Here is a 24,169-nt window from a genome sequence, read left to right as displayed (position 1 = left end):
TCCGATATCGGATCGGCGCCCCCTTCATGCTCTCGTCAGTGCGCCGTCGCCCCCGGAGCGACCACCGCCTTGAAGGTTCGCGCCAGGATGACGATGTCGCCGACGAGCGACCAGTTCTCGACGTAGAACAAATCGAGTCGGATGGCGTCGTCCCACGCGAGTGCCGACCGACCGCTCACTTGCCACAGTCCGCTCATCCCCGGTCGGACGATGAGGCGCCGGCGAGCGTCGTCGTCGTAGAACGCGACTTCCGCATCGCGCTGCGGGCGGGGCCCGACCAGGCTCATGTGACCGCGGAGGACGTTGAACAACTGGGGCAGTTCGTCGAGGGAGTACTTACGCAGCCACCGTCCGATCGGTGTCACGCGCGGGTCGTTCTCGACCTTGAACAGGGGCGTCCCGTCTCTTCCCTGTTCGATCAGCAGCTCACGCAGGCGCGCGTCGGCACCGTCGACCATCGAGCGGAACTTGAGCATTCCGAAGTGCGCTCCGCCTTGGCCGACCCGCTGCTGGCGGAAGAGGACGCGCCCGGGGCCCGACATCCGCACGAGGGCGGCCACGGTGAGCAGGACGGGTGAGAGGAGCAGGATCAACGTCGCCGAGCCGACGATGTCGAACGCGCGTTTCAGGACTCGTTGCGCGACGGAGTACTGAGGTGTCTCGATGTGTACGAGAGGAAGACCGGCGATCGGTCGCGTGTGGATGCGCGGTCCTGCCACGTCGACCAGATTGAGGGCGACGATGAGGTGCTCGCGTCCCGGCTCCAGGCCCCACCCGATCCGACGGATGTCCTGCGGTTCGAGATGTGCGCTGCCGGTGATCAGGACGCTGTCGGCGTCGAGATCCTGGAGCCGTTCGCGCAGGAGGCGTGACTGATCCCCGTCCCACCCGCCGTCGGTCGCGTCGTCGGTGAGGGTGTGAACGCCGACGACGACGAACCCGACCTCCGGTCGACGTCGGAGTTCGGCGGCGACGCGGGAGTTCTCCTGCTGCCCGCCCACCAGAATCACTCGCGTTGTCATCGCGCCGTGTCGTCGCCGGCGTACGAGCCATGACCGGCAGGCCGTTCGCATACCGACCAGGACGGCCGTCCCGACCGGCAGGCTGAGGAGGAAGTACCCGCGCGACAGGTCAATACCTCCCAAGTAGACCCCGATCGCGATCAGGCCGAACAGCTGTAGCGACGCCCCGATGATCAGTCGATGCTCGGCGATGCCGTGTCCGACAACCCGACGATGCCTGCTCCCGCTCAGCGCGAGTGCGATGAGCCACGCTGCGGAGAGGAGAACGGAAACGGCCGTGTAGCTCACGGGTAGTGCGCTGACCTCGATCGGATGAGGTCCGAGCCAGAGCAGCTGTGCCCCGAAGACCGCGGCCAGCACGACGGCCGTGTCGACGAGGACGAGGATCGTGGCGTACCGGCGCTCCCACGACGTTCCCGGAGCACGCCGTGGGAGCGAGGGTGACGCGGGAGGTGGTGAAGTCACGGTTGAGACGGCGAAGTTCATGAACGCTCCACTGACGGCGGCCGAGGGCCGAGAAGGGGCCGCCGCGGGGTCGGGAGGAATGCGGCGGGCCTCGGAACTGTGCCATTCGCCGGGCGCGGTCTCGATCGGGTCGAACGGGCCCGAGTCCGGGTGAAGTCGCCGGTGTCGACGGATTCCCGGGGCCGACCGCGCGAACTCTCGCGTCCTGCTCAGCCCGCCGAAGGCGCTCGACACTGATCCCCTGAACGCTCACCCGACTCTCGGGATCCTTCACCCGCGCCTCGCGTGACGACCCGTCGAGGCTGATGGTCGCTACGACATGTAAACATGTTCATGTGCGCGTAGCCTGCGGATCAAGCTGGGGAGATGAACGATGCGCCGGACCCGTGGAACGACTTCGCCCAGGAACTGGGAAAGCGACTTCTTCGCGCCCGCGCGACGCGCGGACTCTCCCAAGAGCACGTCGCCCACGCGGCGGGCCTTGCCACCTTCACGTACCGCAAGCTCGAGAAAGGCGAGTCCAATCCGGGGACTCCCGCCAATCCCCGTCTGAGGACGCTCGTCGTGCTGGCGGAAGTGCTCGATCTGTCTCTGGATGAGCTGATTCCCGAGCGGCCAGGAGGGGTTGCGCCCGGGCGTTGACCTCGATGTCGGAGGGTCGTGGTTCACTTTGTGCGTGCCCACCGATGATCGGGTCGTCGCGCAGCGACGACTCAGCGAGAGAGGTGTCAGGCATGAACTCAATCCCCGCGGCGCATTCTCCGGGATCGGAGAAGTGCGCCTTCGTGTGGTGCACGACAGAGCACGGTCACACCGTCCACCCGGACGATGAGGTGCATCGAAGCGCCGGTACGGGCTTTCCGGCGCGCGTTCGGGAGGGGTTCGTCGGCGGTGGCACGGTGACCGACATCGAAGTGGGCCTCGTCCGCGGCCCCGACGACCGCGAAACGTGGGTCGCCCTCGAATTCGGAGCCGGACGCACCGTTGCGATCGACGCCGCGGCGGCGCGTGTTCTCGGCAGGCTTCTGCGTGAGGATCGCGATATCGCCGCGGCGCTTCGGAATGACGCGGGGTGAGGGGGCACAGGGCAGTCGCGTGGCGTCGGGAAGGGCGCCGCTGTCGCGCTTCGACGATGCGCGCGCGAAGCGGTCGACGACGGGATGGTCACGCGTCACGCCGCACTGATTTCACCCCAGAATTCGTCCTTCGTGGGGAGGACGGCGGTGGCGGTCCGCCGTGAGCAACCTGCGTTTGACTGGGGGAGCGTGGAGGCGCCACGCGGAAGGAGACCCTCGATGTCCTCGCCACGTTCCTTGCTCGCGCCGCACGTGATCGTCGTCTGCACGGCGAATGCGATCCGGTCGCCGTTCATCGAGAACCTCCTACGTCAGCGGCTCGCAGAGAAGGGGTCCGGCAGGGTCGACCTCGAGAGCGCGGGAACCGCGGCCCGATCGGGTCTCCGCGCTGAGGCGGGCGCACGCAGCCTCGCGCTGGCGAAGGGCTTTTCGCTCGAGGAGCATCGCACGCGGCTCTTGAATGAGCAGATGCTCCGCCCGGGAACCACGGTGCTGTGTGCGGAGCGCACACACCGGCGGGTGGTCCTGGGAATGCGGCCCGACCTGATGGCGACGGTCTTCACCGTTCGCGAGTTCGCGCGACTCGTCGGTGCGGCACGCTCGACGGAGGCTGCGGCCACATGGCCGGCGCTGCTCTCCGCCGTCGCCCGGGTTCGTGCCGTGGAGCGTCACGTCGATCGAAGCGAAGACGACATCATCGACCCGATCGGACAGGGACCCGCAGTGTGGGCCGACTTCGAGAGAAGCGCCACGAGTGCCGTTGATGCGATCGCCGAGGCCGCGTCTGATCTGCTCGGCTCGGGCGGGACAGGCCATGGCCCCGTTCGGCCGCTGACACGCAGAGAGTATCGAGAATCGACCCGTACCCCCGGCTGAGCGCCGGCGGATCGACGGAGCGTCACGCCGCGGGGCTCGCGCTCGTTGTGTCGGCGGAATCGGCGGTCGCCGTCGTCGTCAGTCGGCGTTTCGAACGTTCTCGCCGCTGCCACCTGACGAGCGCCGTTGCTGCGTACCCCAGAGCCGCGCCGAGGGTGTTGGCCGCTACATCGATGGCGCTGGATGTGCGGCCGGGCAGGAAGAGCCCTTGCGCGATCTCGATGAGCAACGACGTCACCCAAGCGAGTCCGATCGCGCTGAGAGGGCGCCGTGGGAGAACGCTGTTCAAGAGGCCGCCGAACGGGAGGAACAGAATCACGTTGAGCGTGGCATCCACTCCGAATGGGAAGAGGGACGGCGCGGATCGGATCAGTTCGGGATACCACCTGGCCGCCCAGGCATCCACATGCTCGGGCCAGAACACGATCGTCGCCAGGGCGATGAGGTAGGCCGCCGCGGTCGTCATGGCTGTTCGGCGGCGACGAGCGACCGCACGGGCAATGGGCATGCCTCACGGTAGGCCCGAAGCCCGAGCCCCTCCTTCGTGGAGGGAGCGGGTGAGATCAGAGTCGCGCGGCGGTGGTGCCGGCCGTTCGACCGGCCAGGGGCGGCACGCGGCCGTCCTCCGTCTCGGCGCGCGCCATCATGCGGCCGAGGCCGATGCCGGCGCCGAGTGAGATGACGATCCACGCGAGCAGGGCGACCAGGAATGTGACGACCATGGGACTTCTCCTTTGGAGTCCGGGTGGTGCAACGACGAGGTGACTGCTGCTCACAGTAGCGGCGCCCGGTGTCCTGTGGGCGCATCGGCGCGACGAAAGATCGTCGATTCTTCAGCCGCGCCCGCCGAATGTCCGTCGCACGATGCGGAGCAGCCCGAGGAAGCCGAACAACCCGATCACGGCGCCGAGGACCGCGAAGAGGGTCACGGATCCGCCGAGGACCGGACCCCCGCCGGAAATGATGAGGACGACGGCGATCACCACCGCCGCGATGGAAACCAGAGTCGATGCGGCCTCGGCCGTGACCCGGTTCAGGATGCCGCCGGCATCCTTCCCCTCCTCGGAGCGGAGGGTGACGCCGATCGAGCCCTTCTCGATTCCCGTGAGGAGAGCCTCGAGGCGCCGAGGCATGCGCTGGATGCGCGCCATCGAGATCACGGTCGCAGCTTGGAGGTCCGTCGCCAGTCGCGTCATGGACAGGGTTCGCCGCAGCAGCGTCGGCATCAGCGGCAACGCGCGCCCCACCATGTCGAAGTCATCGACGATCACGCGCAGGCACCCCTCGAGGGTCGCGAAGCTGCGAAAGGCCGACGCGAGTTCGCCGGGCAGGGCGATGCGATGCTGACGGATGACGTCGACCATGCGCGTGAAGATCGACCCCTGGCCGCCCGTTCGCAGGTGTTCGGTTGTGAGCACGATTCCCACGTCGTGCCGGAATGCTTCGAGATCGACGTCGTCGGGGGCGTCGACGATGAGGAGCAGAGCATCGGTCGCCGCCACGTCGTTCTCGCTCAGCGCGGCCAGGAGCAGGGCCGTCATGTGCTCGCGTCGGCTGCGTTCGATGATCCCCACCGCGCCGAAGTCGATGAGTCCGAGGGTGCCGTCGCCCTTCAGGAGGACGTTGCCCGGGTGGAGGTCGGCGTGGAACACGCCGTACACGAGGATCTGCTCGATGACCGTGGACATGAGCACCTGGGCGAGCCGATCCCGTTGCTCCGGTCCCAGCGTCGCGAGAGCCTCGGCGGAATCACTCAACGCGGCGCCGTCGACCAGGTCCATCGTCAGAACCCGCGGCCCGCTCGCGTCGGGAAAGACCCGTGGCACCGAGACGAGACCCCGGCGATCGGGCTCCGCCTTGTCGATGCGCTCGAGGGTGGAACGGATCATGTCGGTGTTGCGCGCCTCGATGCGATAGTCGAGCTCCTCCAGGAGCGTCGCGGTGAAGCCCCGCGCGACCGACGCGATGTGAAGGTCTTTCCCCACCCGCGTGCGGACCTCGGCGCGATGCGCGAGTCTCCCGATGATGTCGGCATCCGCTTCCACCTGCGCACGCGCGGCGGGACGTTGCACTTTCACCACCACTTCCGTCCCGTCGAGCAGCCGTGCTCGGTGGACCTGAGCCACCGAGGCGGCCGCGAGCGGCGCACGATCGACTTCGGCGTAGACCTCGTCGATCGAGGTGCCGAGGTCGGTCTCGATCACCTCGCGCACCGTCTCCCAGGGCAGGGTCGTCGCCTTGGTCTGCAGGGTCGACAGTGCGCTGAGGTACGGCTCGGGGATGAGGTCGCGGCGAGTCGAGAGCACCTGACCGAGCTTGACGAAGCTGACGCCGGCGTCGTTGATGGTCGCGACGATCGCGTTGGCGCGCTCCTCCGCGGTGCTCAGCTCCTGTTCCACTCGTGCGTGACCGCCGTGGAACAGCCAGCCCACGCCGTGTCGGGAAGCGATCGCCAGGATCTCGAGATAGCGCCGCGTGCGCTTGCGTTGCCGCAGTGCGGCCCGGACGAGATCGACGGGGTTGGGAAGAGGACGTGTGGGGAAGATCGCTTCGCTCGCCACCAGTGCCGCCACCCCGATCGCGAAGGCCCAGGCGATGGCGAGGGCGATCAGTGCGAGCCACAGACCGACGCTTCCCGAGGCGTCCGGAGATGTGCCCGTCTGCCGGAGGGTCCATTCCGCGAAGGGGACGCCGACGAAGAAGACGAGCAGCCCGACGACGATGCTGCGCGGCCACCCGACGGCGGTTCCGAGGATGCGGCGGGCGACGAACCCCACGAGCACCGCCGAGACGACGGCGGCGACGGAGATGAGAAGGCTGACGACCACGGGGTCAGCGTAGCGGCAGCATCACGAGATGCGGATATGTCCGCAGTGCGCGCAGGACCAGTGCGCGAGGCGACCGGAACAGGTCTCGACCATGGCCGTGAGGCAGGACGGGCATCGAGGAGCGAATCCCCGGTCGCTGTCGTCGTCTGACGACGCCGACGGAACGGAGAGGCGAAGTGTCGGGAGCATGCGTGTCCTTTGTGGCGGGGTATGCATTCTTACATGCGCATGCAGGGGGAGGAGCGTTGTCCACAGGATTCGTCCGTGGCCCGCGACAGGAGCCCCGAGGAGACGCCGAACGCCCCGGCCGAGGCCGAGGCGTTCGACGGGAGCGCTGAGATCAGGGGCGACCCATGCCGTGGTACGTCCAGCCCGCAGCCCGCCAGGCGGACGCGTCGAGGCAGTTGCGACCGTCGATCACGATGTGTCCCCGCGTGAGCGTGGCCGCGTGCGCCGGATCGAGCTGATGACGGTACTCGTCCCATTCGGTGACGACGATGACGGCATCCGCGTCCTGAAGTGCCTCGTCGCGGTCGTGCACGTAGGTCAGCTGCGGGTGGATGCGCTGCGCGTTCTCGATGGCCGCGGGGTCGGTCAGAGTGACATCGGCGCCCAGACCGTGCAGGCGAACCGCGACGTCGAGGGCGGGGGAGTCCCGGATGTCGTCGCTGTGCGGCTTGAACGCGGCGCCGAGCACGGTGACCTTCTTCTGGTAGACCGAGCCGCCCAGTGCCTCGCTCGTCAGTTCGACCGCACGGTCGCGTCGACGCAGATTGATGGCGTCGATCTCGCGCAGGAAGGCGACGGACTCGCCGCGGCCGAGTTCTTCGGCGCGCGCCGAGAAAGCACGGATGTCCTTCGGCAGGCAGCCGCCACCGAAACCGATGCCGGCCCCGAGGAAGCGGCGGCCAATACGGGCGTCGTGCCCGATCGCGTCGGCAAGGGTCGTCACGTCGGCACCGGTCACCTCGGCGATCTCGGCGATGGCGTTGATGAAGCTGATCTTCGTCGCCAGGAAGGCGTTGGCGGAGACCTTCACGAGCTCGGCGGTGGCGTAGTCCGTGACGATGAACGGCGTGCCCTTCGCGATCGAGGGGTGATAGACCTCGCGGAGGATCTGCGCGGCTCGCTCGCCCTCCACGGTCGCGACGCCCTCTGAGAACGGGACGCCGGCCACCAGGCGGTCGGGGTCGATCGTGTCCTGAACGGCCCATCCCTCCCGGAGGAACTCCGGGTTCCACACCAGGGTCGCGCCCGTCTCGGTCACCCGCGGGGCGAGCGTCGCTGCGGTGCCGACCGGCACGGTCGACTTTCCGGCCACGAGATCGCCCTCGGACAGGTAGGGAAGCAGTCCGTCGACGGCGGCGTTCACGTAGGTGAGGTCGGCCGCGTACCCACCAGCCTGCTGCGGGGTACCCACGCCGATGAAGTGGACCTTGGCCCCCTGCGCGGCGGACATGTCGGTCGTGAAGGAGAGCCGGCCCGACGCGATGCCCTCGGTCAGGATCTCCTGCAGCCCGGGCTCGAAGAAGGGCGCCTCGCCCTTGCTCAGAGCGGCGATCTTGCGCTCGTCGACGTCGATGCCCACGACCTCATGGCCGATGGATGCCATCGCCGCCGCGTGCACCGCACCCAGGTAACCGCACCCCACTACAGACAAACGCACGATGAAAGCCTTTCAGATTCTTGTCGACGCGACGCGGATGCATCCTGTCGCGGACCCGCGGACACGCGGGGATTTCACGCGGCGGTGTCGCCCGGCGCCAGGGCGGCGCGAGCGGTTTTGCCGAGAATGACGAAGTCGCCGAGGAGCGTCCAGTTCTCAACGTACGACAGGTCGAGACGGACGGACTCTTCCCACGAGAGCGACGAGCGGCCGCTGACCTGCCAGAGCCCGGTGATTCCGGGCTTGGCGAGGAACCGGCGGTGGACGTGATCCGCGTACTGGGCCACCTCGGACGGCAGCGGAGGTCGGGGACCCACCAACGACATCGAACCGCCGATCACGTTGAAGAGCTGGGGCAGCTCGTCGAGGCTGAACTTGCGCATCACCCGGCCGATCGGCGTCACGCGCGGGTCGTTCTTCATCTTGAACAGGACCTCGTTGCCGGAGTCGCGTTGTTGCGCGGCGAGATCGTGCAGAAGGTCCTCGGCGTTGACGACCATCGAGCGGAACTTGATCATCGTGAACTCGTTGCCGTGATACCCGACGCGCGTCTGGCGGAAGAACACCGGCCCCGTGCTGGAGAGGCGCACGGCAATGGCGAGGAAGGCGAGGACCGGGCTGAGCAGGATGACGCCCGTCACGCTCGCGACGAGGTCGACGGTCCGCTTGAGGAACACCTGCCCGCGCGAGAAGCGCGGGGTCTCCACGTGGATGAGGGGGAGACCCGCGACCGGTCGGGTGTGCAGACGCGGACCGGCGATGTCGATGATGCTGGGGGCCAGCACGAGGTGCTGACGCCCGGCTTCCAGACTCCACGAGATCTGCTTCACCTTGTCGGCGGGGAGCTCGTCGGCGCTCGTGACGGCGACGGTATCGGCGCCCGTGACGGACAGAGCCCGTCCGATGTCACCGACGTGACCCATGACGGGGATGGTCGTCCCGGGGATCACGTCGGCGATCTTCCCGTTGGGCACGCACGCCCCGACGACGCGGTAACCGGCACTCGGGGTGCGCGCGAACTCGCGCGCCAGCTGGGTGACGGACGTCAACGATCCGACGAGGAGCACGTTGGCGGAGTACTTGCCCTGCGACCGCTGGACGATGAGCCACTGGCGCCAGAGCCACCGCGTGAAGATGAGGACGGCGATCCCGGCGGGGAGCGAGATGAGCAGGTAACCGCGAGCGACGTCGATCTGCGTCAGGAAGGCGAGGATCGCGACGGCGCCGAACACACGGAAGCTCGAGTCGATGATCCGCACGTATTCCTGGGAGCCGGTGCCGATGACGCGGTCGCTGCGCGAGTCGACGAACGACAACGCCCACATCCAGGCGACGATCAGGATCGCGGAGAAGATCCAGTACGACAGGTCGGTGATGCGACCGTCCTTGTTGGCGGCGACGGCGACGTTGCCGGTACCGAACCAGATCAGCTGGGTTCCGTAGACGACCCAGACCAGCGCGGCGAGGTCGGTGAGGAAGAGATTGCGGCGATAGCGCAGGCGCCAGCGATCTCGCGGGTGTGCGGCCACGGTCGTCGGCGCCGGGGCAACAGGGATCTGCTCATCGGCGTCGGCGATGCCGCCGTAGCTGTCCTGCGACGCCGATGTCGCGTCGACTCTCAGGTCAGACGTCACAGTGCTTAGGCCTTTCCCCCAGGGTGCCTGAAAATTCACTTTCTCCCCGCTGAACGATAACAGGCGGATCTCACCCAGTGAATCACCCTCGGGTGAATGCGATGTTTCGGGGACACGCGCGATCCGGTCACTTTCCGCCCGTGCGGGAGGCGTCCCGCGGCGCCGGGAAGCGGTGTCGTTACACTCGGGCGACGGATGATCGCCGGCCCTCGACCGATGCGCCGCGGCCGAAAGGACCATCGATGACGCGCACGCGAACGCGCTCCGCTCGCGCGAGAAGACGCCGCCGCGCCGCCCTCCTCGTCGCGGTCGCCGCGGTCGTCGCCGTCGCGGCGGCCGCCATCGCCGTGCCGATCGTGCTCGATCGCTTCGCATCTCCCGCCCCCGCGGCGGTCTCGACGCCCTCCTCTCGGGCCGAGTCGCCGCGCCCGACTGATTCTCCGACCCCGACTCCGACCCCGCCCCCTACCCCGACCCCGACCCCGACGTCGCCGGTCGCCCAGCCCTGTGTCGGTGAGGACACCCTTCTCACGATCTGGGCGCACCCGGATGACGACATCATCTTCGCCAACCCGACGATCTCCGAGGCGATCGCGGCGGGCGACTGCGTCCGCACGGTCTTCGTCACCGCGGGCGACGCCGGCCGTGGCATGGATTACACCCGATCGCGAGAGCTCGGCATCCTGCGCGCCTACAACGTGATGCGAGGAGAAGAGGGGCTCTGGGACGAGACCGAGATCACCCTGGACGCGGGAATGCGCGTCGATCGTCTGACGCCGCAGGGGGACCCCCGTGTGTCCGTCCTCTTCGTCCGTCTTCCCGACGGCAACATCACCGACGGAGGGTTCGCGGCGACCGGGTACGCGACGCTGAGCAAACTGCTTGACGGGTCGATCGCCTCGCTCGCTCCCATCGACGGCGGCCCCGCGCTGAGCAGCGCTCAGCTCACCGCGAGTCTCGCGGAGCTCGCCGAGGCGTTCCACCCCTCCCAGACGCTGACCCACATTCCGCGGGGGAGCGCGTTCGCGCCCGGCGATCATCCTGACCACTCGGTCGTCGGCACACTCGTGCGTGACGCGATCGGACCGACCGCGGACGCCGGCCCGGGGCTGCGCTACTTCGTGGGTTATCCGTCCGAGAATCTGCCCCGCAACATCGAGGGGGCGGCCCTCGACACCAAGGTGGAGATCTACCGGGTCTACACCCAACAGGACGACGTCATCCGTTGCGCCGACCGCGATGGGTGTCTCAAGACGCGAAAGTTCGGCGAGTGGCTCCGGCGGTCCTACCCCAAGACCGAGGCCGAACTGCAGATGCCCTGAGCCGGCCGGTACGGCTCAGTCCTGGAGGCGGAGCAGAGACACCGCGACCTCGTGGCATCCGTCCGGCGTGGGCAGGCCGTAGTCGATCTCGACCACCGAACGCAGGTCGGCCGCGAGCTCGTCGGCGGTGGGCTTGGATGCCAGGGCCTCGAGGATCGGCACGATGAGGTCGTCGTACTCGTCGTCGGGCCACCCGTCGCCGATGTCGCGGACCCCGATCGGGTCCCACTCCCAGAGGACGGCGCGTACGCGCAGAGCAGCGGGCGACAGCGACCGCGGCGGTGAGGACGTCTGCATGGGGCGAGTGTGGCCGCGCTCCCTCGGTTTCGGCTGAGCGTTATCGATGGACCGGATGAATTGCCGTAGGTGCTCAACCCCGCCGAGCGGGGGAACTCTCGGGCGCTGACAGGGATACCCGGGGTCGCCGCGATAGCGTCGAGACGGAAGACGAAGAACCGAACCGGGGGCCACGCGGCCCGACCGGCGCGGTGCAGGAGAAGAGGACGGAACCGCCGTGCGCACTGACGACGATCCCTCGCCCGACACGGCACCCGACGATTCCGCTGTCGATCGCGCGCGCCGCGCCCGGTTGACCCGGCGCGGACTGCTCATCGGTGGGCTCGCGGTCGTCGGGCTCGGGGCGGGTGCGCTGGTCTACCGCAACGTCCGACGGAGTTCCGGCCCTGTCGGCACCTGGGTCTCGCTCGCGCCGATCCTGCCGGCATCCCTCCCCTCCCCGTTGCCGCCCTCTCCGGCCGCGCAGGCTGCCGGCACCGACACCGCGATGGCGATCTGGGCCCACGCGGACGACGACATCATCTTCGCCAACCCGGCGCTGTCGGAGGAGATCGCCTCGGGGCGTACCGTTCGTGCCGTGTTCGTCACGGCGGGTGACGCGGGCAAGGGCCTCGAGTACGCGGAACAGCGGGAGGCCGGTATCCGCGCCGCGTACGACGAGATGCGCGGCAGCACCGCGCCGTGGCAGGAGGAGAAGCTCACGCTGCTCTCGGGCGCACAGGTCATACGGTTCACCCCCTCGGACGAGCCGCGCCTCTCACTCACGATGATGCGGCTGCCGGATGGAGGTCTGGATGCCGAGGGCTTCGTCGCGACGGGCAACGTGTGCCTGACGCGGCTCATCAACGGTTCCGCGGCGACGCTGACATCGGTGGACGGCTCGACCGTCTACGACCGCGCGCGCCTATCGGCGACGATCGTCGAGCTCCTGGCTGCGGCGCAGCCGACCCACGTGACCACGAACATCCCTCACGAGAGCGCTTTCGCGCGCGGCGATCACCCCGATCACTCGGCGGTGGGTTCGCTCGTGCGAGCCCTCGCGCCGCAGGCGGGCATCGGACCGGAGGCGATGTCCTATTACATCGGGTACCCCTCGCAGGACGAGCCCGCCAACGTCGACGGTGCGGTGCTCGACACGAAGGTGCGGATCTACGAGACGTACGCCGCGGACGACCCCGTCGTGACCTGCGCCGATGCCTCGGCATGCCTCTCGCAGCCGGGGTTCGGGGCGTGGTTGCGCCGCTCGTACCCGAAGGGCGAGTCCGAGCTGCGCGTGAGCTGAGGGCCCCGGCCGTGGTCGGTGGCGGCAGCGGTGTCAGTGCTCGCTGTCACGCCGGGGGATCGTGACGCGCAGTCGATAGCCTCCGCCGCTGCGCGCCGCGGCGTCGAGGTGGCCGCCGAGCAGCTCGGCGCGCTCGCGAAGACCGAGCAGGCCCGTCCCGCTCGAGGGCAGGTGGATACCGTGCTCGGTCGCGGCGTCGTTCTCGATGACGACGTCGATCGCGGCGGTGTCCGCGGTCGCGGTGACCTGGACGCGCGCCCCGGGCGCGTGCTTGCGGGCGTTCGTCAGGCCTTCCTGGACGGTGCGGTAGACCGCGCGTTGGAGGGGAGGAGCGAGATCGGCGGGGAGAGAGATATCCAGCTCCGCCTCGAGGCCGCTCTCTCGCACGAGTCGGGGGAGGTCGTCGACCGTGGGCTGCGGTTCGGCGGAGTCGGTGCGCGCTCCGTCGGCGCGCAGGACCCCCACCATCTGGCGGAGCTCATCGAGCGTCCGGACCGCGAGGGAGCGGATGACCCCGGCGATCCGTCGCGACTCGGGATCGGGAGACGAGACCTGGAGGGCCCCGGCCTGGACGGCGACGAGGCTGACCTGATGAGAGACGACGTCGTGCATCTCGCGTGAGATGCGGACGCGCTCGCGCCGGAGGACGTCCTCCCTCTCTCTCTCGCGCCCCGCCTCGCGCGCGAGCGACAACTCTGCGACACGGTCGGAGAGTTCGCGGTGCGTGCGGACGAGGGCGCCGAGGGCGATGGGCGTCGCGGCGTACATCAGGGCGTAGAGCAAGGCGGGCGCGAGGAAGTCCATCTCGGGCAGCTGCCAGTCGGGCAGGAGGAAGCAGCCGAAGGTCACCGCTCCCGCAGCGACCAGGAGAGGGATGCGACGGGTCCGCACCGCGACCGAGTACAGCGCGATCGGGGCGGCGATCGTCATGGAATCCACGACGAGGCCGGGAAGCACGAGTGCGAACGACACCCAGGGCAGGCGGCGGCGCACGAGGAGCCCCGCCACCGCGACGAGAGCGAGAGCGGTCTCGATCGTCGACCACGAGGGAATCGAGACGGCGACGTCGATGAAGGCCGCCGCGGCGAGCGTGAGGTCGACGACGACGGCGAAGCCGCGCGTTCCGCTGAGTCGTTCGACGGCCCGCGGGACGAAGCGCGTCATGCGCGGCGCCGACGGGGGCGTGCCCGCTCCGAGATGAGAGCCGCTTCGAGCCGCGTCGACACGGACAGCTTCGACAGGATCGCGCTGACATGGTCCTTCACGGTCGCGCCGCTGAGGTGCAGTCTTCGGCCGATCTCGGCGTTGGATTCACCCGTGGGGAGGCAGGCCAGGACGTCGCGCTCGCGATCCGTCAGGAGGGCGATCCGCCGCACGGCGTCGTGGTCGGGTGCGCCGGTGTAGCCGTCGACCAGGGTGCGCGAGACCTGCGGTGACAGCACCACTCCGCCGGCGGCGAGTGTGCGCACCATGGCCGCGAGGTTCTCCGGCGCGGTGTCTTTGACGAGGAACCCCGCCGCACCGTCGTACAGTGCGCGAGCGATGTACTCGTCCGTGTCGAAGGTCGTCAGGATGCCGATGACCGGGCGGTGGGCGTCGTGTCGCAGGTCGCCCAGGATGTCGAGGCCGCTGCGTTCCGGCATTCGGATGTCGAGGAGGACGACGTCCGGGCGTTCGCGGCGGATGGTGTCGACGGCGACGTCTCCGTCTACGGCCGCGACGACCCGGATGTCGGGCGCAGCGCCCAGGATCAACTCGAAACCGGAGCGTACGAGGGCTTCATCATCGACGACTACGACCCGGATCACGACTCACACCCTACGACGCCCGCCGGGCGACGCGAAGGGCGGGGGCGTTGGTGACGAGCGCCCCCGCCCGTGGTCATCAGTCGTCCGAGACGGTGACGGTGACGTCGATATTGCCGCGCGTGGCGTTGGAGTACGGGCACACCTGGTGTGCCGCGTCGGCGAGCTGCTGGGCGAGCTCGTGCTCGATGCCCGGGAGGACGACCTCGAGGAGGACGGCGAGCTGGTAGCCGCCCTGGCCGTTGGGCCCGATCTGCACGCGGCCGCCGACCGAGGAGTCCTCGATCGTGACCTTCTGTGCGCGCGCGACGGAGTGCAGCGCGCTGTGGAAGCAGGCCGCGTAACCCGCGGCAAAGAGCTGCTCGGGGTTGGTGCCCTGGCCGGATCCGCCGAGCTCCTTGGGCGGTGCGACCTCGAGGTCGATGTACTCGCCGGCCGAGACGTGGCCGAGGCGGCCCTGACCGGTGGACAGCGCTTCTGCGGTGTAGAGAACGTCCATGAGTGTGTTCCTTTCTGGGGACGGGGTGTCGGGCGGTTCAGGAGGCGTCGCGCGTCGCGCGTTCGGCGGCGACGGCGTCTTCCGGGTGGTCGCGCAGGTCGCGCATCGCGGCCGTCAGCTGGTGCAGTGCATCGATGAGGTCTCGAGCGCTGTCGGCGTCGGGGAGTCCCGAGCCCTGCGCGATGCACCGCGGCACGTGCGCGAGTTCGGTGCGCAGCTCGTGACCTCTCGGGGTGAGGGAGACGGTGACCACGCGCTCGTCGCGGCCGTCGCGCGTTCGCGTCACGTACCCGGCGGTCTGCAGGCGCGCGAGCATCGGCGACAGTGTTCCCGAGTCGAGCTGGAGCGCGTCGCCCAGGCTGCTCACGGTCTGGTCGCCGTCGTTCCAGAGGGTCACGAGCGCGATGTACTGCGGATACGTGAGGTTCCAGGGCTCGAGCAGAGCCCGGTAGGCCTGGGTCGTCGTGCGGTTCGCCGCGTAGAGGGCGAAGCAGACGAGGGCATCGACAGCGGGCATGCGATAAGGGTTGCACACAATTTAATTGTGCACAACTTAACCTACTCGTCACGGGGCGGACGGCACGACGCTCCCGTCCGCGAGCGAGATGGTGACGTCCGCACCCGTGTCGAAGGACACCCGCCATACCGAGCCGCCCTCGGCGCGTTCGATCCCGACCTCTTCGACGCTGCCGTCGCCGTGGGCCGCGACGGCGGTCCGCACGGCATCCGCCATCGTCGTCCCCGCCCTCTCGAGCGCGGCACGATCCTCGGCGTCGAGGGTGTCCGCCTCGCCCCGCGAGAGCACCTGCCCTCCGTCCGCGCTGATCCGCAGATCCTCGGCTCGCCCGCTCATGGCCACGCGGACCTCCCACGAGCCGTCGTCCTCGCGCTCGAGATCGACGGCGCGCCCGCCGCTGTCCGACTCCGCGCGCACGACGGCCGCGACGACCGTCTCCGAGGTGCCCGCGCCCGTCGTGGAGGGGGCGCAGCCCGTCAGTGCCAGGGCGAGAGGCGCGGCCGTGAGGATCGCGAACGGAAGACGAAGAGAAGTCATGCCGGGAGGCTAGTGACAGGCTCGCCGCGCACGCCCGGCGTTGCGCTCGGGACGACGTTCGTGTTCATGCGCGGAGGTATCAACTCGTCGGCATGACGTCAACCGTCCCCGTCCGTCCAGATTCGAGTCGAACGATGGTCGGCATGAGCGAGATCACTGCACACCACGGACTCTTGACCGACATCGACCTCCACGTCGACGACACCGGCGGCACGGGTCGTCCCGTCGTCCTCATCCACGGCTGGCCCCTCTCGGGGGAGTCCTGGGCCCACCAGGTTCCGGCGCTCGAGGAGGCCGGCTACCGCGTCGTCACCTACGACCGCCGCGGCTTCGGTCGCAGCGACAAGCCCCGCACGGGGTACGACTACGACACCTTCTCGGACGACCTCGAGGCGGTTCTGGCCGCGCTGGATCTGCGCGACGCGACTCTCGTCGGTTTCTCGATGGGAGGTGGCGAGGTCGCCCGCTACCTCACGCGGCACGGCGCCGACCGCGTGCGCAGCGTCGTCTTCGCCGCGGCGGTGCCGCCGTATCTCGCGAAGACCGACGACAACCCCGAGGGTCCGCTCGACGACGAGACCGCCGACGGCATGAAGCAGGGCCTGAAGGACGACGAGAAGGCGTTCTACCACCAGTTCACGACCGACTTCTTCTCGGTCGACGGCACGCTCGTCGTCTCCGAGGCGGACCGCGCCGAGGCGGAGCGGCTCGCGAACCAGGCCGACCACCATGCGGCGCTGAAGGCGATGGAGGCGTTCGCGACAACCGACTTCCGCGAGGACCTGCCTAACGTCACCGTCCCGACGCTCGTCATCCACGGCGACAGTGACGCGACGGTTCCCTTCGAAGGGTCGGGTGCGCGCACGCACGCCGCGATCGCGGGCAGCGAGCTGCACGTCGTCGCCGGTGCTCCGCACGGCGTCAATGTCAGCCACGTCGACGAGTTCAACCGCGTGCTCATCGACTTCCTGCAGCGCTGATCTCCTGCGCGGCCGGATGCGCGCCCGGCCGCGCAGGTGAATCCCTCACCTTCATCGGGTGACGCGGTGGGCGGGCACGACGCGAGACGCCCCGGCGGTGTCGGACGTTCCCGGGATGCCGCGGAATCACGCCTCTACGGTGGCGATCATGAGCGCCCGCGATGCCGAATCCCTCGACGGCGCCCCGATGCGACGACGACGTCGTCGTCCCCACCGCGCCTGGCGTGAGGGCGGGGCGACGACGGCGCCGTGGGGGCTGGAGCTGCTGGGGTGGGCGACGGCCGCCGCGGGTGCGGGTGCCCTGGTCGCGCGGGCTCTCGCACCCGTCCTGCCCGCTTCGAGCTCTGCGATCGTCTCGCAGGCGGTCATCTGGGTCAGCCTCGCTGTCCCCGTGGTCTGGGCGTGGAGCCGCTCTCGCCCTCGCGGTCTTCTCGCCTTCCGCGCCGTCGACGTCCTGTACGGGGCGGTCCTCGGGGTCACCCTGCGATTCGTCCAGGGAGCCCTGGCGCAAGCCGAGAGCGGACCGCTGCCGTGGCCGTCGACCCCCAGCGTCGATGGGGCCCTCCCCGACGGTTTCGTCGTCGACGCGATCTCCGCTGTCGTCGTCGCCCCCGTGCTCGAAGAACTCCTCTTCCGCGGTGTCGTGCTCGTGTGTGCCTACACGATTGTCCGCCGGTGGGCGGGGCGCGTCGCCGGAGGGATCGCGGCGACGGCGATATCCGCGGCGCTGTTCGTCTCCGCGCACCTTCTCGCGGCGACGCTGTCCGTTCCGGATGTGTGGGCTCTCGCGCTGGTCGGGGTCGTCACGGCCGTGCTCGTGCTCGGTACCGGCAGGCTGTGGGGGGCGGTCGCCACGCACATCGTGTTCAACGCCACCGGGGTCGTCCTCGTCGCCGTCGGGACCCTCTGGGGGTGACGGATCGCCCGCGTTTGGTCTCGGCATCCGAATGACGTAGTCTTGATCTTTGGTGCCTGCCTCTCTGCGAGCAGGTTGCCCGAACGTGAGCCCTCCACCGGCCCTGTTCCCCGAGTCGTCGACACGGGAACGGACCACCGGAGCGGGATTCACGAACTCCTCCGTTCGATCAAGAAAGCAGCACTACTGTGACGCGCACTTTCACCCCCAAGGCCGCTGAGGTCACGCGCGAGTGGGTCGTTATCGACGCCACCGACGTCGTTCTCGGCCGCCTGGCCTCGCACGCGGCGGTCCTCCTCCGCGGCAAGCACAAGCCGACCTTCGCCAACCACATCGACTCCGGCGACTTCGTCATCGTGATCAACGCCGAGAAGGTGGCGCTCACGGGTCAGAAGCTCCAGAACAAGAAGGCGTACCGCCACTCGGGCTACCCGGGCGGTCTGAAGTCCGTCACCTACGACGAACTCCTCGAGAAGAACCCTGTCCGCGCGGTCGAGAAGGCCATCCGCGGCATGCTGCCCAAGAACAGCCTCGGCGCGGCGCAGCTCAAGAAGCTCAAGGTCTACCGCGGCGCGGAGCACCCCCACGGTGCCCAGCAGCCCACGGCATACACCTTCGACCAGGTCGCCCAGTAAGCGCCGCCGGATAAGGACGAAACAGTGTCGAACATCGACTCCAGCAACTACAGCACCGAGACGCCGGCCGAGCAGTCCGTCGTCGCCGCCGAGCGCCCCGTGCTCTCGGTCCCCGGCGCAGCCGTCGGCCGCCGCAAGCAGGCCATCGCCCGCGTGCGCCTGGTTCCCGGCTCGGGCACGATCACGGTCAACGGCCGCACGATCGAGGACTACTTCCCGAACAAGCTGCACCAGCAGCTGATCAACGACCCGTTCACGGTGCTCGAGCTCGCGGGCTCGTACGACGTGATCGCGCGCATCTCCGGCGGCGGCCCCTCGGGCCAGGCCGGCGCACTGCGCCTGGGTATCGCCCGTGCGCTCAACGAGATCGACGCCGAGAACAACCGCCCGACCCTGAAGAAGGCCGGCTTCCTCTCGCGCGACGCTCGCGTCAAGGAGCGCAAGAAGGCCGGTCTCAAGAAGGCCCGCAAGGCGCCTCAGTACTCCAAGCGCTGAGTTCGAAACTCCGTATGCCTCTTTTTGGCACGGACGGGGTGCGGGGGCTGGCCAACGGCCTCCTCACCGCCGAGCTCGCGTTGCACCTGGCCCAGGCGACTGCCGTCGTCCTGGGCCAGGGCCGTTCTGCGGAGGCGCGCAAGGCCGAGGGGCGTCGCCTCACGGCCGTCGTCGCGCGCGATCCTCGCGTCTCGGGGGAGTTCCTCGCAGCCGCGGTCTCCGCAGGGCTGGCTTCCTCCGGTGTCGACGTCCTCGACGCCGGCGTCATCCCGACCCCCGCTACCGCGTTCCTCATCGCCGACCGTGACGCCGACTTCGGCGTGATGGTCTCGGCCTCGCACAACCCCGCTCCCGACAACGGGATCAAGATCTTCGCCCGTGGCGGCACCAAGCTCCCCGACATCGTCGAGCAGCGCATCGAGCGCGCTCTCGAGGGGGAGCGTCTGCAGCCCACGGGCGCCGGTGTCGGCCGTATCCGTCGCTTCGCGGATGCCGAGGACAGGTATGTGCTGCACCTGCTGGGCTCGCTGCCGCACCCGCTCGACGGCATCCATGTCGTCCTCGACTGCGCGCACGGAGCAGCCGCCGGTGTCTCTCCCGAGACGTTCAAGGACGCCGGCGCGACGGTCACCGTGATCGGCGCCGACCCCGACGGACTGAACATCAACGACGGCGTCGGCTCGACGCACCTCGACGTGCTCGCCGAGACCGTCGTGCGCCTCGGCGCCGACGTCGGCATCGCCCACGACGGGGACGCCGACCGCTGCCTCGCCGTGGACGCGCAGGGCAACGTCGTCGACGGCGACCAGATCATGGCGATCCTCGCGGTCGCGATGAAGGAGCGTGGGACGCTCGTCGACGACACGCTCGTCGCAACCGTCATGAGCAACCTCGGTCTCCACCGGGCGATGGAGGCCCATGGCATCCGGGTCCTCCAGACCGGCGTCGGAGACCGCTACGTGCTCGAGGCCATGAACGAGGGCGGATACTCCCTCGGCGGCGAGCAGTCGGGGCACGTCATCATGAGCGACTTCGCCACGACCGGCGACGGACTGCTGACGGGTCTGCACGTCGTCGCCGAGATGGCGCGGCAGGGGAAGACCCTCGCCGAACTGGCGTCGCTGATGACGGTGTACCCGCAGGTGCTCGTGAACGTCCGCGGTGTCGACCGCGACGGTGTCGGCGATGAGGGCGTGCAAGCGGCGGTCGCCGCGTCGACGGCCGAGCTCGGCGACTCCGGGCGCGTGCTGCTGCGCGCCTCGGGGACCGAACCGCTGGTCCGCGTGATGGTGGAGGCGGCGTCGGAGGATGTCGCTCGGGCCCACGCCGACCGGCTCGCCGACGTCGTGCGGGAGCGCCTCGCGCTGTAGGCGCTCGTCCCCTCGACGAGTTCGAGAACCTCCGCGCGCGTCCGGTCCCTTCGACAGGCTCAGGGACCTCGATTCATCGGAGTCGCTGAGCCTTCGTCGTTCAGTACTCCAGCGACTCGATGTAGCGCAGCAGCACGCCCTCGCGCAGAGCCCAGGGTGAGACCTCGAGCTCTTCGACGTCCATGGCCTTCATCGCGCGCTCAACCACGATCGCGGCGGCGACGATCTGGAACGTCCGATCCGCGGTGATGCCGGGCAGTGCCTCGCGCGCGTCGGCGGGAATCTGCGCGAGACGCGGGATCCAGTCCTTCAGCTGCCGGCGGGGCAGGACCATGCGGTCGATCCCCGACCAGCCCGGCACCGGGTACCCCGCGAGCTTCGCGAGAGAGCGGATCGCCTTCGACGACCCCACCACGTGGTCGGGTCGGGGGAGCGCGGCGAAACGTTCGGCCACCGGTGCCAAGACCGACATGGCGTGCTGGCGCAGCGCGTCGATCTCGTCGGCGCTGGGCGGATCGTGGGGGAGGAACTGCACGGTCGAGCGTCCCGCGCCGAGCGGGACCGACTCCGCGAGACCGGGCAGCTCGTCGGCACCGCCGGCGATCTCGAGCGATCCGCCGCCGATGTCGAACAGCAGGATCTGTCCCGCCGACCACCCGAACCAGCGCCGCACTGCGAGATAGGTGAAGCGCGCCTCGGTCTCGCCGCCGAGCACCTGCAGCGGCTGGCCGAGGGCTTCCTCGATCCGCGCGATCACGGCGTCGCCGTTGGTCGCCTCGCGGACCGCCGACGTCGCCGTCGCGAGGAGCTCGTCGACGCCCTCGGCCTCAGCCGTCGCGCGGGCCGCGGCGACGGCATCCACGAGTCCCTTCACTCCCTCGGGCGAGATCGACCCGTCGGGCTGCAGGTAGCGCATGAGGCGCAGTACCGAGCGATGGGACGTGGTGGCTGTGGGACGGCCCCCGGCTCGCGCGTTGGCGACGAGCAGGTGGACCGTGTTCGAGCCGATGTCGAGGACTCCGAGACGCACGGTCCGAGCGTAGTGGGAAGGCACCGATCGGCCCGCGAGTAGCATTGCCGCGTGTCCGAGACCGCCGCCGCACCGTCGCTGAGCCCCTATCGACAGATCGATCGAGCCGAGTGGGCCCGCATGGCCGGGGGGATCGAACAGCCCCTCACCGAGACCGAGGTGGTGCAGTTGCGCGGCATCGGCGACCGGCTCGACCAGCGCGAGGTCGCCGAGGTCTATCTGCCGTTGAGTCGCCTGCTGAGCCTCTACGCGCGCGCCACGCGGCGACTGGGGGCCGACACGAGCGCCTTCCTGGGAGAACCGGATGCCACGACACCGTTCGTCATCGGGGTCGCCGGATCGGTGGCGGTGGGCAAGTCCACCATCGCGCGCCTGCTGCGCGAGCTGATGAGTCGCTGGCCCGACACCCCGCGGGTCGAGTTGGTGACCACGGACGGCTTCCTCTATCCGAACGCCGAGCTCGAGCGGCGGGGCCTCATGGACCGGAAGGGATTCCCGGAGTCCTACGACCGGCGAGCTCTCGTCGAGTTCCTCAGCGAGGTGAAGTCGGGGGCCGAGGAGGCGCGCGCTCCGTTCTACTCCCACGTGCGGTACGACATCATGCCCGATGCGCACGTCACCGTGCACCGCCCGGACGTCGTCATCGTGGAGGGGCTCAACGTGCTGCAGCCGCCGCCCTCGCCGAACGAGGTCGCGGTCAGCGACCTGTTCGACTTCTCGATCTACGTCGACGCCGATGCCGCCCACATCGAGCGCTGGTACGTCGACCGCTTCCTGGCGCTGCGCGACAACGCCTTCACGAACCCGTCATCGTTCTTCCGCGTCTTCGCGGACATCAGCGACGAAGAGGCGGTCGAGCGGGCGCTCGGTTTCTGGCGCGAGATCAACCTCCCCAACCTCGAGGAGAACGTCCTGCCCACGCGGCACCGCGCGAAGCTCGTCCTGCAGAAGGGTGCCGACCACACGGTCGAGTCGGTGCTGCTGCGCAAGCTCTGACCCCTCCCGCCCGACGGGAGTTCGTTCAGGCGCGGCCCCGTAGACTCGGAAGCTATGTGCGGAATCATCGGTTACGTGGGTCCTCGGCAGAGCCAGGACATCCTTCTCGCGGGTCTGTCGCGGCTGGAATACCGGGGCTACGACTCCGCGGGCATCGCCGTGATCGACGGCGACGGGGGCCTCGGCATGCGCAAGCGCGCGGGAAAGCTCGCCGTGCTGCGCGACGACCTGGAAGCCTCGCCGATGCCGAATGGCACGACCGGTATCGGTCACACCCGCTGGGCCACCCACGGCGGCCCGACGGACGCAAACGCGCACCCGCACCTGGCCGACGATGACAAGCTCGCCGTCATCCACAACGGCATCATCGAGAACTTCGCCGAGCTCAAGAGCGAGCTCGTGGGCGACGGCTTCGCGTTTCGCAGCGAGACCGACACCGAGGTCGCCGCGGTCATGATCGGCCGGGAGTACGCCCGGACCAAGGACCTGGTGCAGGCGTTCCGCTCCGTCGTGTCGCGCCTCGAGGGGGCGTACACGCTCCTCGCGATGCACGAGGACCACCCGGGTCTCGTCGTCGGCGCCCGGCGCAACTCGCCGCTCGTCATTGGCCTCGGCGAGGGCGAGAACTTCCTCGGCTCCGACGTCGCCGCCTTCGTCGAGCACACCCGCAACGCCCTCGCGATCGGCCAGGACGAGATCGTCGCCATCACCCCCGACGGCGTCGAGGTCACCGACTTCTCGGGCGCTCCCGTCGAGGTCGAGGCGTTCGAGGTCACCTGGGACGCGTCCGCGGCAGAGAAGGGCGGCTGGTCGTCGTTCATGGCCAAGGAGGTCTCCGAGGAGCCCGAGGCCGTCGCCAACACGCTGCGCGGTCGCATCCACGAGGGTCGCGTCGAGATCCCCGAGCTCGACGGGCTCGACGAGTTCCTCGCGGACATCGACCGGATCCTCGTCATCGCGTGCGGCACTGCCGCATACGCCGGCATGGTCGGCAAGTACGCGCTCGAGACGTGGACGCGGGTGCCCGTCGACGTCGAGCTCGCGCACGAGTTCCGCTACCGCGATCCGGTGCTCTCCCCGCGCACCCTCGTCGTCTCGATCAGCCAGTCCGGCGAGACGATGGACACCCTCATGGCCGTGAAGTACGCGCGCTCGCGCGGCGCGAAGACCCTGTCGATCTGCAACACGCAGGGTGCCACCATCCCGCGCGAGTCGGATGCCATCGTCTACACGCACGCCGGCCCCGAGGTCGCCGTGGCCTCCACCAAGGCCTTCGTCGCGCAGATCACCGCGCTGTACCTGCTGGCCCTGCACGTCGGTCGGGTTCGCGGGGCGATCGACCCCATGGTCGCCGTCGAGGCCGTCACCGAGCTCGAGGCGGTGCCGGGCAAGATCGCCCGCGTGCTGGAGACCGAGCAGGCGCGCATCGAGCAGCTCGCCCACTGGATGGCCGACACCCGCTCGGTCCTCTTCCTCGGGCGGAACGTCGGATACCCCATCGCGCTCGAGGGTGCGCTGAAGCTCAAGGAGCTGGCGTACATCCACGCCGAGGGCTTCGCGGCCGGTGAGCTCAAGCACGGCCCGATCGCGCTCATCGAGCCCGGCCAGCCGGTCTTCGTCGTCGTCCCGAGCCCGCGCGGCTCGGGCGAGATGCACAAGAAGGTCGTCTCGAACATCGAAGAGATCCGTGCTCGCGGTGCCCGCGTGATCGCGATCGCCGAGGAGGGCGATGTCGCGGTGCTGCCCGCCGCCGACGAGGTGCTGCGCATCCCGCTCGCCGCTCCGCTCTTCGAGCCGCTGCTGGCCGTGGTGCCGCTGCACATCTTCGCCATGGGCCTGGCCGAGGCCAAGGGCCTCGACGTGGACCAGCCGCGTAACCTCGCGAAGTCCGTCACGGTCGAGTAAGCCGGATCGGGAGAAG

Annotated in this window: 25 protein-coding genes; 12 read left to right on the top strand and 13 right to left on the bottom strand. The window is 69.2% G+C overall.

Annotated features, from left to right (window positions below; all coding sequences use genetic code 11):
• Nucleotides 1-35: 35 nt before the first annotated feature.
• Nucleotides 36-1,508: a sugar transferase gene (locus QE388_RS02525; RefSeq protein WP_307382708.1), complete on the bottom strand. Its 1,473-nt coding sequence runs from the start codon at nt 1,506-1,508 to the stop codon at nt 36-38.
• A gap of 345 nt (nt 1,509-1,853) precedes the next feature.
• On the opposite strand from QE388_RS02525, the gene QE388_RS02520 reads away from it, so the two are divergent.
• The 3 genes from QE388_RS02520 to QE388_RS02510 all read left to right on the top strand — a co-directional run bounded on the left by QE388_RS02520 (nt 1,854) and on the right by QE388_RS02510 (nt 3,439).
• Nucleotides 1,854-2,129, top strand: coding sequence for a helix-turn-helix domain-containing protein (locus QE388_RS02520; RefSeq protein ID WP_275798433.1), 276 nt, complete (start codon nt 1,854-1,856; stop codon nt 2,127-2,129).
• Nucleotides 2,130-2,134: 5 nt separating this feature from the next.
• Nucleotides 2,135-2,563, top strand: coding sequence for a hypothetical protein (locus QE388_RS18505; RefSeq protein ID WP_373426632.1), 429 nt, complete (start codon nt 2,135-2,137; stop codon nt 2,561-2,563).
• Nucleotides 2,564-2,782: 219 nt separating this feature from the next.
• On the top strand, nt 2,783-3,439 hold the full coding sequence (locus QE388_RS02510; protein WP_307382703.1) for a hypothetical protein: 657 nt from the start codon (nt 2,783-2,785) through the stop codon (nt 3,437-3,439).
• Nucleotides 3,440-3,461: 22 nt separating this feature from the next.
• On the opposite strand, the gene QE388_RS02505 is transcribed toward QE388_RS02510, so the two are convergent.
• The 5 genes from QE388_RS02505 to QE388_RS02485 all read right to left on the bottom strand — a co-directional run bounded on the left by QE388_RS02505 (nt 3,462) and on the right by QE388_RS02485 (nt 9,567).
• The gene (locus tag QE388_RS02505) at nt 3,462-3,947 is read right to left on the bottom strand and encodes a VanZ family protein (RefSeq protein WP_275798427.1); all 486 of its coding nucleotides are present in this window, start codon (nt 3,945-3,947) and stop codon (nt 3,462-3,464) included.
• Nucleotides 3,948-4,002: 55 nt separating this feature from the next.
• Nucleotides 4,003-4,161, bottom strand: a complete 159-nt coding sequence (locus tag QE388_RS02500) for a hypothetical protein (protein WP_275798425.1) — start codon at nt 4,159-4,161, stop codon at nt 4,003-4,005.
• A 111-nt stretch (nt 4,162-4,272) separates the two neighbouring features.
• Entirely contained in the window at nt 4,273-6,267 is a 1,995-nt protein-coding gene (locus QE388_RS02495) for an AarF/ABC1/UbiB kinase family protein (protein WP_307382701.1), read from the bottom strand.
• Between the two features lie 340 nt (nt 6,268-6,607).
• A complete protein-coding gene (locus QE388_RS02490) occupies nt 6,608-7,933 on the bottom strand; it encodes a UDP-glucose/GDP-mannose dehydrogenase family protein (RefSeq protein WP_307382699.1) in 1,326 nt (441 codons plus the stop codon).
• 74 nt (nt 7,934-8,007) lie between these two features.
• A complete protein-coding gene (locus QE388_RS02485; RefSeq protein WP_275796199.1) occupies nt 8,008-9,567 on the bottom strand; it encodes a sugar transferase in 1,560 nt (519 codons plus the stop codon).
• Nucleotides 9,568-9,809: 242 nt separating this feature from the next.
• Here QE388_RS02485 and QE388_RS02480 point away from each other — a divergent pair, with 242 nt between their 5' ends.
• On the top strand, nt 9,810-10,889 hold the full coding sequence (locus QE388_RS02480) for a PIG-L family deacetylase (RefSeq protein WP_307382696.1): 1,080 nt from the start codon (nt 9,810-9,812) through the stop codon (nt 10,887-10,889).
• A gap of 15 nt (nt 10,890-10,904) precedes the next feature.
• Here the strand turns inward: QE388_RS02480 and QE388_RS02475 are convergent, their stop codons facing one another.
• A complete protein-coding gene (locus QE388_RS02475) occupies nt 10,905-11,186 on the bottom strand; it encodes a hypothetical protein (RefSeq protein WP_307382694.1) in 282 nt (93 codons plus the stop codon).
• 217 nt (nt 11,187-11,403) lie between these two features.
• Between QE388_RS02475 and QE388_RS02470 the strand changes: the two genes are divergently transcribed.
• The gene (locus tag QE388_RS02470; RefSeq protein ID WP_275796193.1) at nt 11,404-12,468 is read left to right on the top strand and encodes a PIG-L family deacetylase; all 1,065 of its coding nucleotides are present in this window, start codon (nt 11,404-11,406) and stop codon (nt 12,466-12,468) included.
• A 33-nt stretch (nt 12,469-12,501) separates the two neighbouring features.
• On the opposite strand, the gene QE388_RS02465 is transcribed toward QE388_RS02470, so the two are convergent.
• From QE388_RS02465 to QE388_RS02445, 5 genes are all read right to left on the bottom strand, one after another.
• The gene (locus tag QE388_RS02465) at nt 12,502-13,632 is read right to left on the bottom strand and encodes a sensor histidine kinase (RefSeq protein WP_275796191.1); all 1,131 of its coding nucleotides are present in this window, start codon (nt 13,630-13,632) and stop codon (nt 12,502-12,504) included.
• Nucleotides 13,629-14,276 (bottom strand): response regulator transcription factor, encoded by a 648-nt coding sequence (locus QE388_RS02460; protein ID WP_275796189.1) that lies wholly within the window; start codon nt 14,274-14,276, stop codon nt 13,629-13,631. The genes QE388_RS02465 and QE388_RS02460 overlap by 4 nt, the downstream gene beginning before the upstream one ends.
• 76 nt (nt 14,277-14,352) lie before the next feature.
• On the bottom strand, nt 14,353-14,772 hold the full coding sequence (locus QE388_RS02455) for an organic hydroperoxide resistance protein (protein ID WP_275796187.1): 420 nt from the start codon (nt 14,770-14,772) through the stop codon (nt 14,353-14,355).
• 37 nt (nt 14,773-14,809) lie between these two features.
• Nucleotides 14,810-15,289 (bottom strand): MarR family winged helix-turn-helix transcriptional regulator, encoded by a 480-nt coding sequence (locus QE388_RS02450; protein WP_275796185.1) that lies wholly within the window; start codon nt 15,287-15,289, stop codon nt 14,810-14,812.
• A gap of 48 nt (nt 15,290-15,337) precedes the next feature.
• The gene (locus tag QE388_RS02445; RefSeq protein WP_275796183.1) at nt 15,338-15,826 is read right to left on the bottom strand and encodes a hypothetical protein; all 489 of its coding nucleotides are present in this window, start codon (nt 15,824-15,826) and stop codon (nt 15,338-15,340) included.
• Nucleotides 15,827-15,969: 143 nt separating this feature from the next.
• On the opposite strand from QE388_RS02445, the gene QE388_RS02440 reads away from it, so the two are divergent.
• The 5 genes from QE388_RS02440 to glmM all read left to right on the top strand — a co-directional run bounded on the left by QE388_RS02440 (nt 15,970) and on the right by glmM (nt 20,222).
• Nucleotides 15,970-16,806, top strand: a complete 837-nt coding sequence (locus QE388_RS02440; RefSeq protein WP_275796181.1) for an alpha/beta fold hydrolase — start codon at nt 15,970-15,972, stop codon at nt 16,804-16,806.
• Between the two features lie 148 nt (nt 16,807-16,954).
• Complete coding sequence (locus tag QE388_RS02435) at nt 16,955-17,722, top strand: CPBP family intramembrane glutamic endopeptidase (RefSeq protein ID WP_275796179.1); 768 nt, start codon at nt 16,955-16,957, stop codon at nt 17,720-17,722.
• Between the two features lie 188 nt (nt 17,723-17,910).
• Nucleotides 17,911-18,357 (top strand): 50S ribosomal protein L13, encoded by a 447-nt coding sequence (rplM, locus tag QE388_RS02430; RefSeq protein ID WP_058597861.1) that lies wholly within the window; start codon nt 17,911-17,913, stop codon nt 18,355-18,357.
• Nucleotides 18,358-18,381: 24 nt separating this feature from the next.
• Nucleotides 18,382-18,852, top strand: a complete 471-nt coding sequence (rpsI, locus tag QE388_RS02425; RefSeq protein ID WP_058597862.1) for a 30S ribosomal protein S9 — start codon at nt 18,382-18,384, stop codon at nt 18,850-18,852.
• 14 nt (nt 18,853-18,866) lie between these two features.
• Nucleotides 18,867-20,222 carry a phosphoglucosamine mutase gene (gene glmM, locus QE388_RS02420; protein WP_307382689.1) on the top strand — a complete coding sequence of 452 codons (1,356 nt, stop codon included), beginning with the start codon at nt 18,867-18,869 and terminating at the stop codon, nt 20,220-20,222.
• 100 nt (nt 20,223-20,322) lie between these two features.
• Here the strand turns inward: glmM and QE388_RS02415 are convergent, their stop codons facing one another.
• A complete protein-coding gene (locus tag QE388_RS02415; protein ID WP_307382688.1) occupies nt 20,323-21,252 on the bottom strand; it encodes a Ppx/GppA phosphatase family protein in 930 nt (309 codons plus the stop codon).
• A 51-nt stretch (nt 21,253-21,303) separates the two neighbouring features.
• On the opposite strand from QE388_RS02415, the gene coaA reads away from it, so the two are divergent.
• Together coaA and glmS are read left to right on the top strand one after the other, a co-directional pair.
• Complete coding sequence (gene coaA, locus QE388_RS02410; protein ID WP_058597865.1) at nt 21,304-22,248, top strand: type I pantothenate kinase; 945 nt, start codon at nt 21,304-21,306, stop codon at nt 22,246-22,248.
• Between the two features lie 54 nt (nt 22,249-22,302).
• Entirely contained in the window at nt 22,303-24,153 is a 1,851-nt protein-coding gene (gene glmS, locus QE388_RS02405; protein WP_307382686.1) for a glutamine--fructose-6-phosphate transaminase (isomerizing), read from the top strand.
• Nucleotides 24,154-24,169: the final 16 nt, after the last annotated feature.

It is taken from the genome of Microbacterium sp. SORGH_AS_0969, from assembly GCF_030818255.1.
In the GTDB taxonomy this organism is placed as follows: domain Bacteria; phylum Actinomycetota; class Actinomycetes; order Actinomycetales; family Microbacteriaceae; genus Microbacterium.
The sequence above is the reverse complement of the archived record's forward strand: the minus strand, read 5'-3'. Positions and strand labels throughout refer to the sequence as shown.

Excerpts from the sequence above, each read along its gene's own strand:
- QE388_RS02525 (WP_307382708.1), bottom strand. The coding sequence starts at position 1,508 with ATGAACTTCGCCGTCTCAACCGTGACTTCACCACCTCCCGCGTCACCC.
- QE388_RS02520 (WP_275798433.1), top strand. The coding sequence starts at position 1,854 with ATGAACGATGCGCCGGACCCGTGGAACGACTTCGCCCAGGAACTGGGA.
- QE388_RS18505 (WP_373426632.1), top strand. The coding sequence starts at position 2,135 with ATGTCGGAGGGTCGTGGTTCACTTTGTGCGTGCCCACCGATGATCGGG.
- QE388_RS02510 (WP_307382703.1), top strand. The coding sequence starts at position 2,783 with ATGTCCTCGCCACGTTCCTTGCTCGCGCCGCACGTGATCGTCGTCTGC.
- QE388_RS02505 (WP_275798427.1), bottom strand. The coding sequence starts at position 3,947 with ATGCCCATTGCCCGTGCGGTCGCTCGTCGCCGCCGAACAGCCATGACG.
- QE388_RS02500 (WP_275798425.1), bottom strand. The coding sequence starts at position 4,161 with ATGGTCGTCACATTCCTGGTCGCCCTGCTCGCGTGGATCGTCATCTCA.
- QE388_RS02480 (WP_307382696.1), top strand. The coding sequence starts at position 9,810 with ATGACGCGCACGCGAACGCGCTCCGCTCGCGCGAGAAGACGCCGCCGC.
- QE388_RS02475 (WP_307382694.1), bottom strand. The coding sequence starts at position 11,186 with ATGCAGACGTCCTCACCGCCGCGGTCGCTGTCGCCCGCTGCTCTGCGC.
- QE388_RS02465 (WP_275796191.1), bottom strand. The coding sequence starts at position 13,632 with ATGACGCGCTTCGTCCCGCGGGCCGTCGAACGACTCAGCGGAACGCGC.
- QE388_RS02455 (WP_275796187.1), bottom strand. The coding sequence starts at position 14,772 with ATGGACGTTCTCTACACCGCAGAAGCGCTGTCCACCGGTCAGGGCCGC.
- QE388_RS02450 (WP_275796185.1), bottom strand. The coding sequence starts at position 15,289 with ATGCCCGCTGTCGATGCCCTCGTCTGCTTCGCCCTCTACGCGGCGAAC.
- QE388_RS02445 (WP_275796183.1), bottom strand. The coding sequence starts at position 15,826 with ATGACTTCTCTTCGTCTTCCGTTCGCGATCCTCACGGCCGCGCCTCTC.
- QE388_RS02440 (WP_275796181.1), top strand. The coding sequence starts at position 15,970 with ATGAGCGAGATCACTGCACACCACGGACTCTTGACCGACATCGACCTC.
- QE388_RS02435 (WP_275796179.1), top strand. The coding sequence starts at position 16,955 with ATGAGCGCCCGCGATGCCGAATCCCTCGACGGCGCCCCGATGCGACGA.
- glmM (WP_307382689.1), top strand. The coding sequence starts at position 18,867 with ATGCCTCTTTTTGGCACGGACGGGGTGCGGGGGCTGGCCAACGGCCTC.
- glmS (WP_307382686.1), top strand. The coding sequence starts at position 22,303 with ATGTGCGGAATCATCGGTTACGTGGGTCCTCGGCAGAGCCAGGACATC.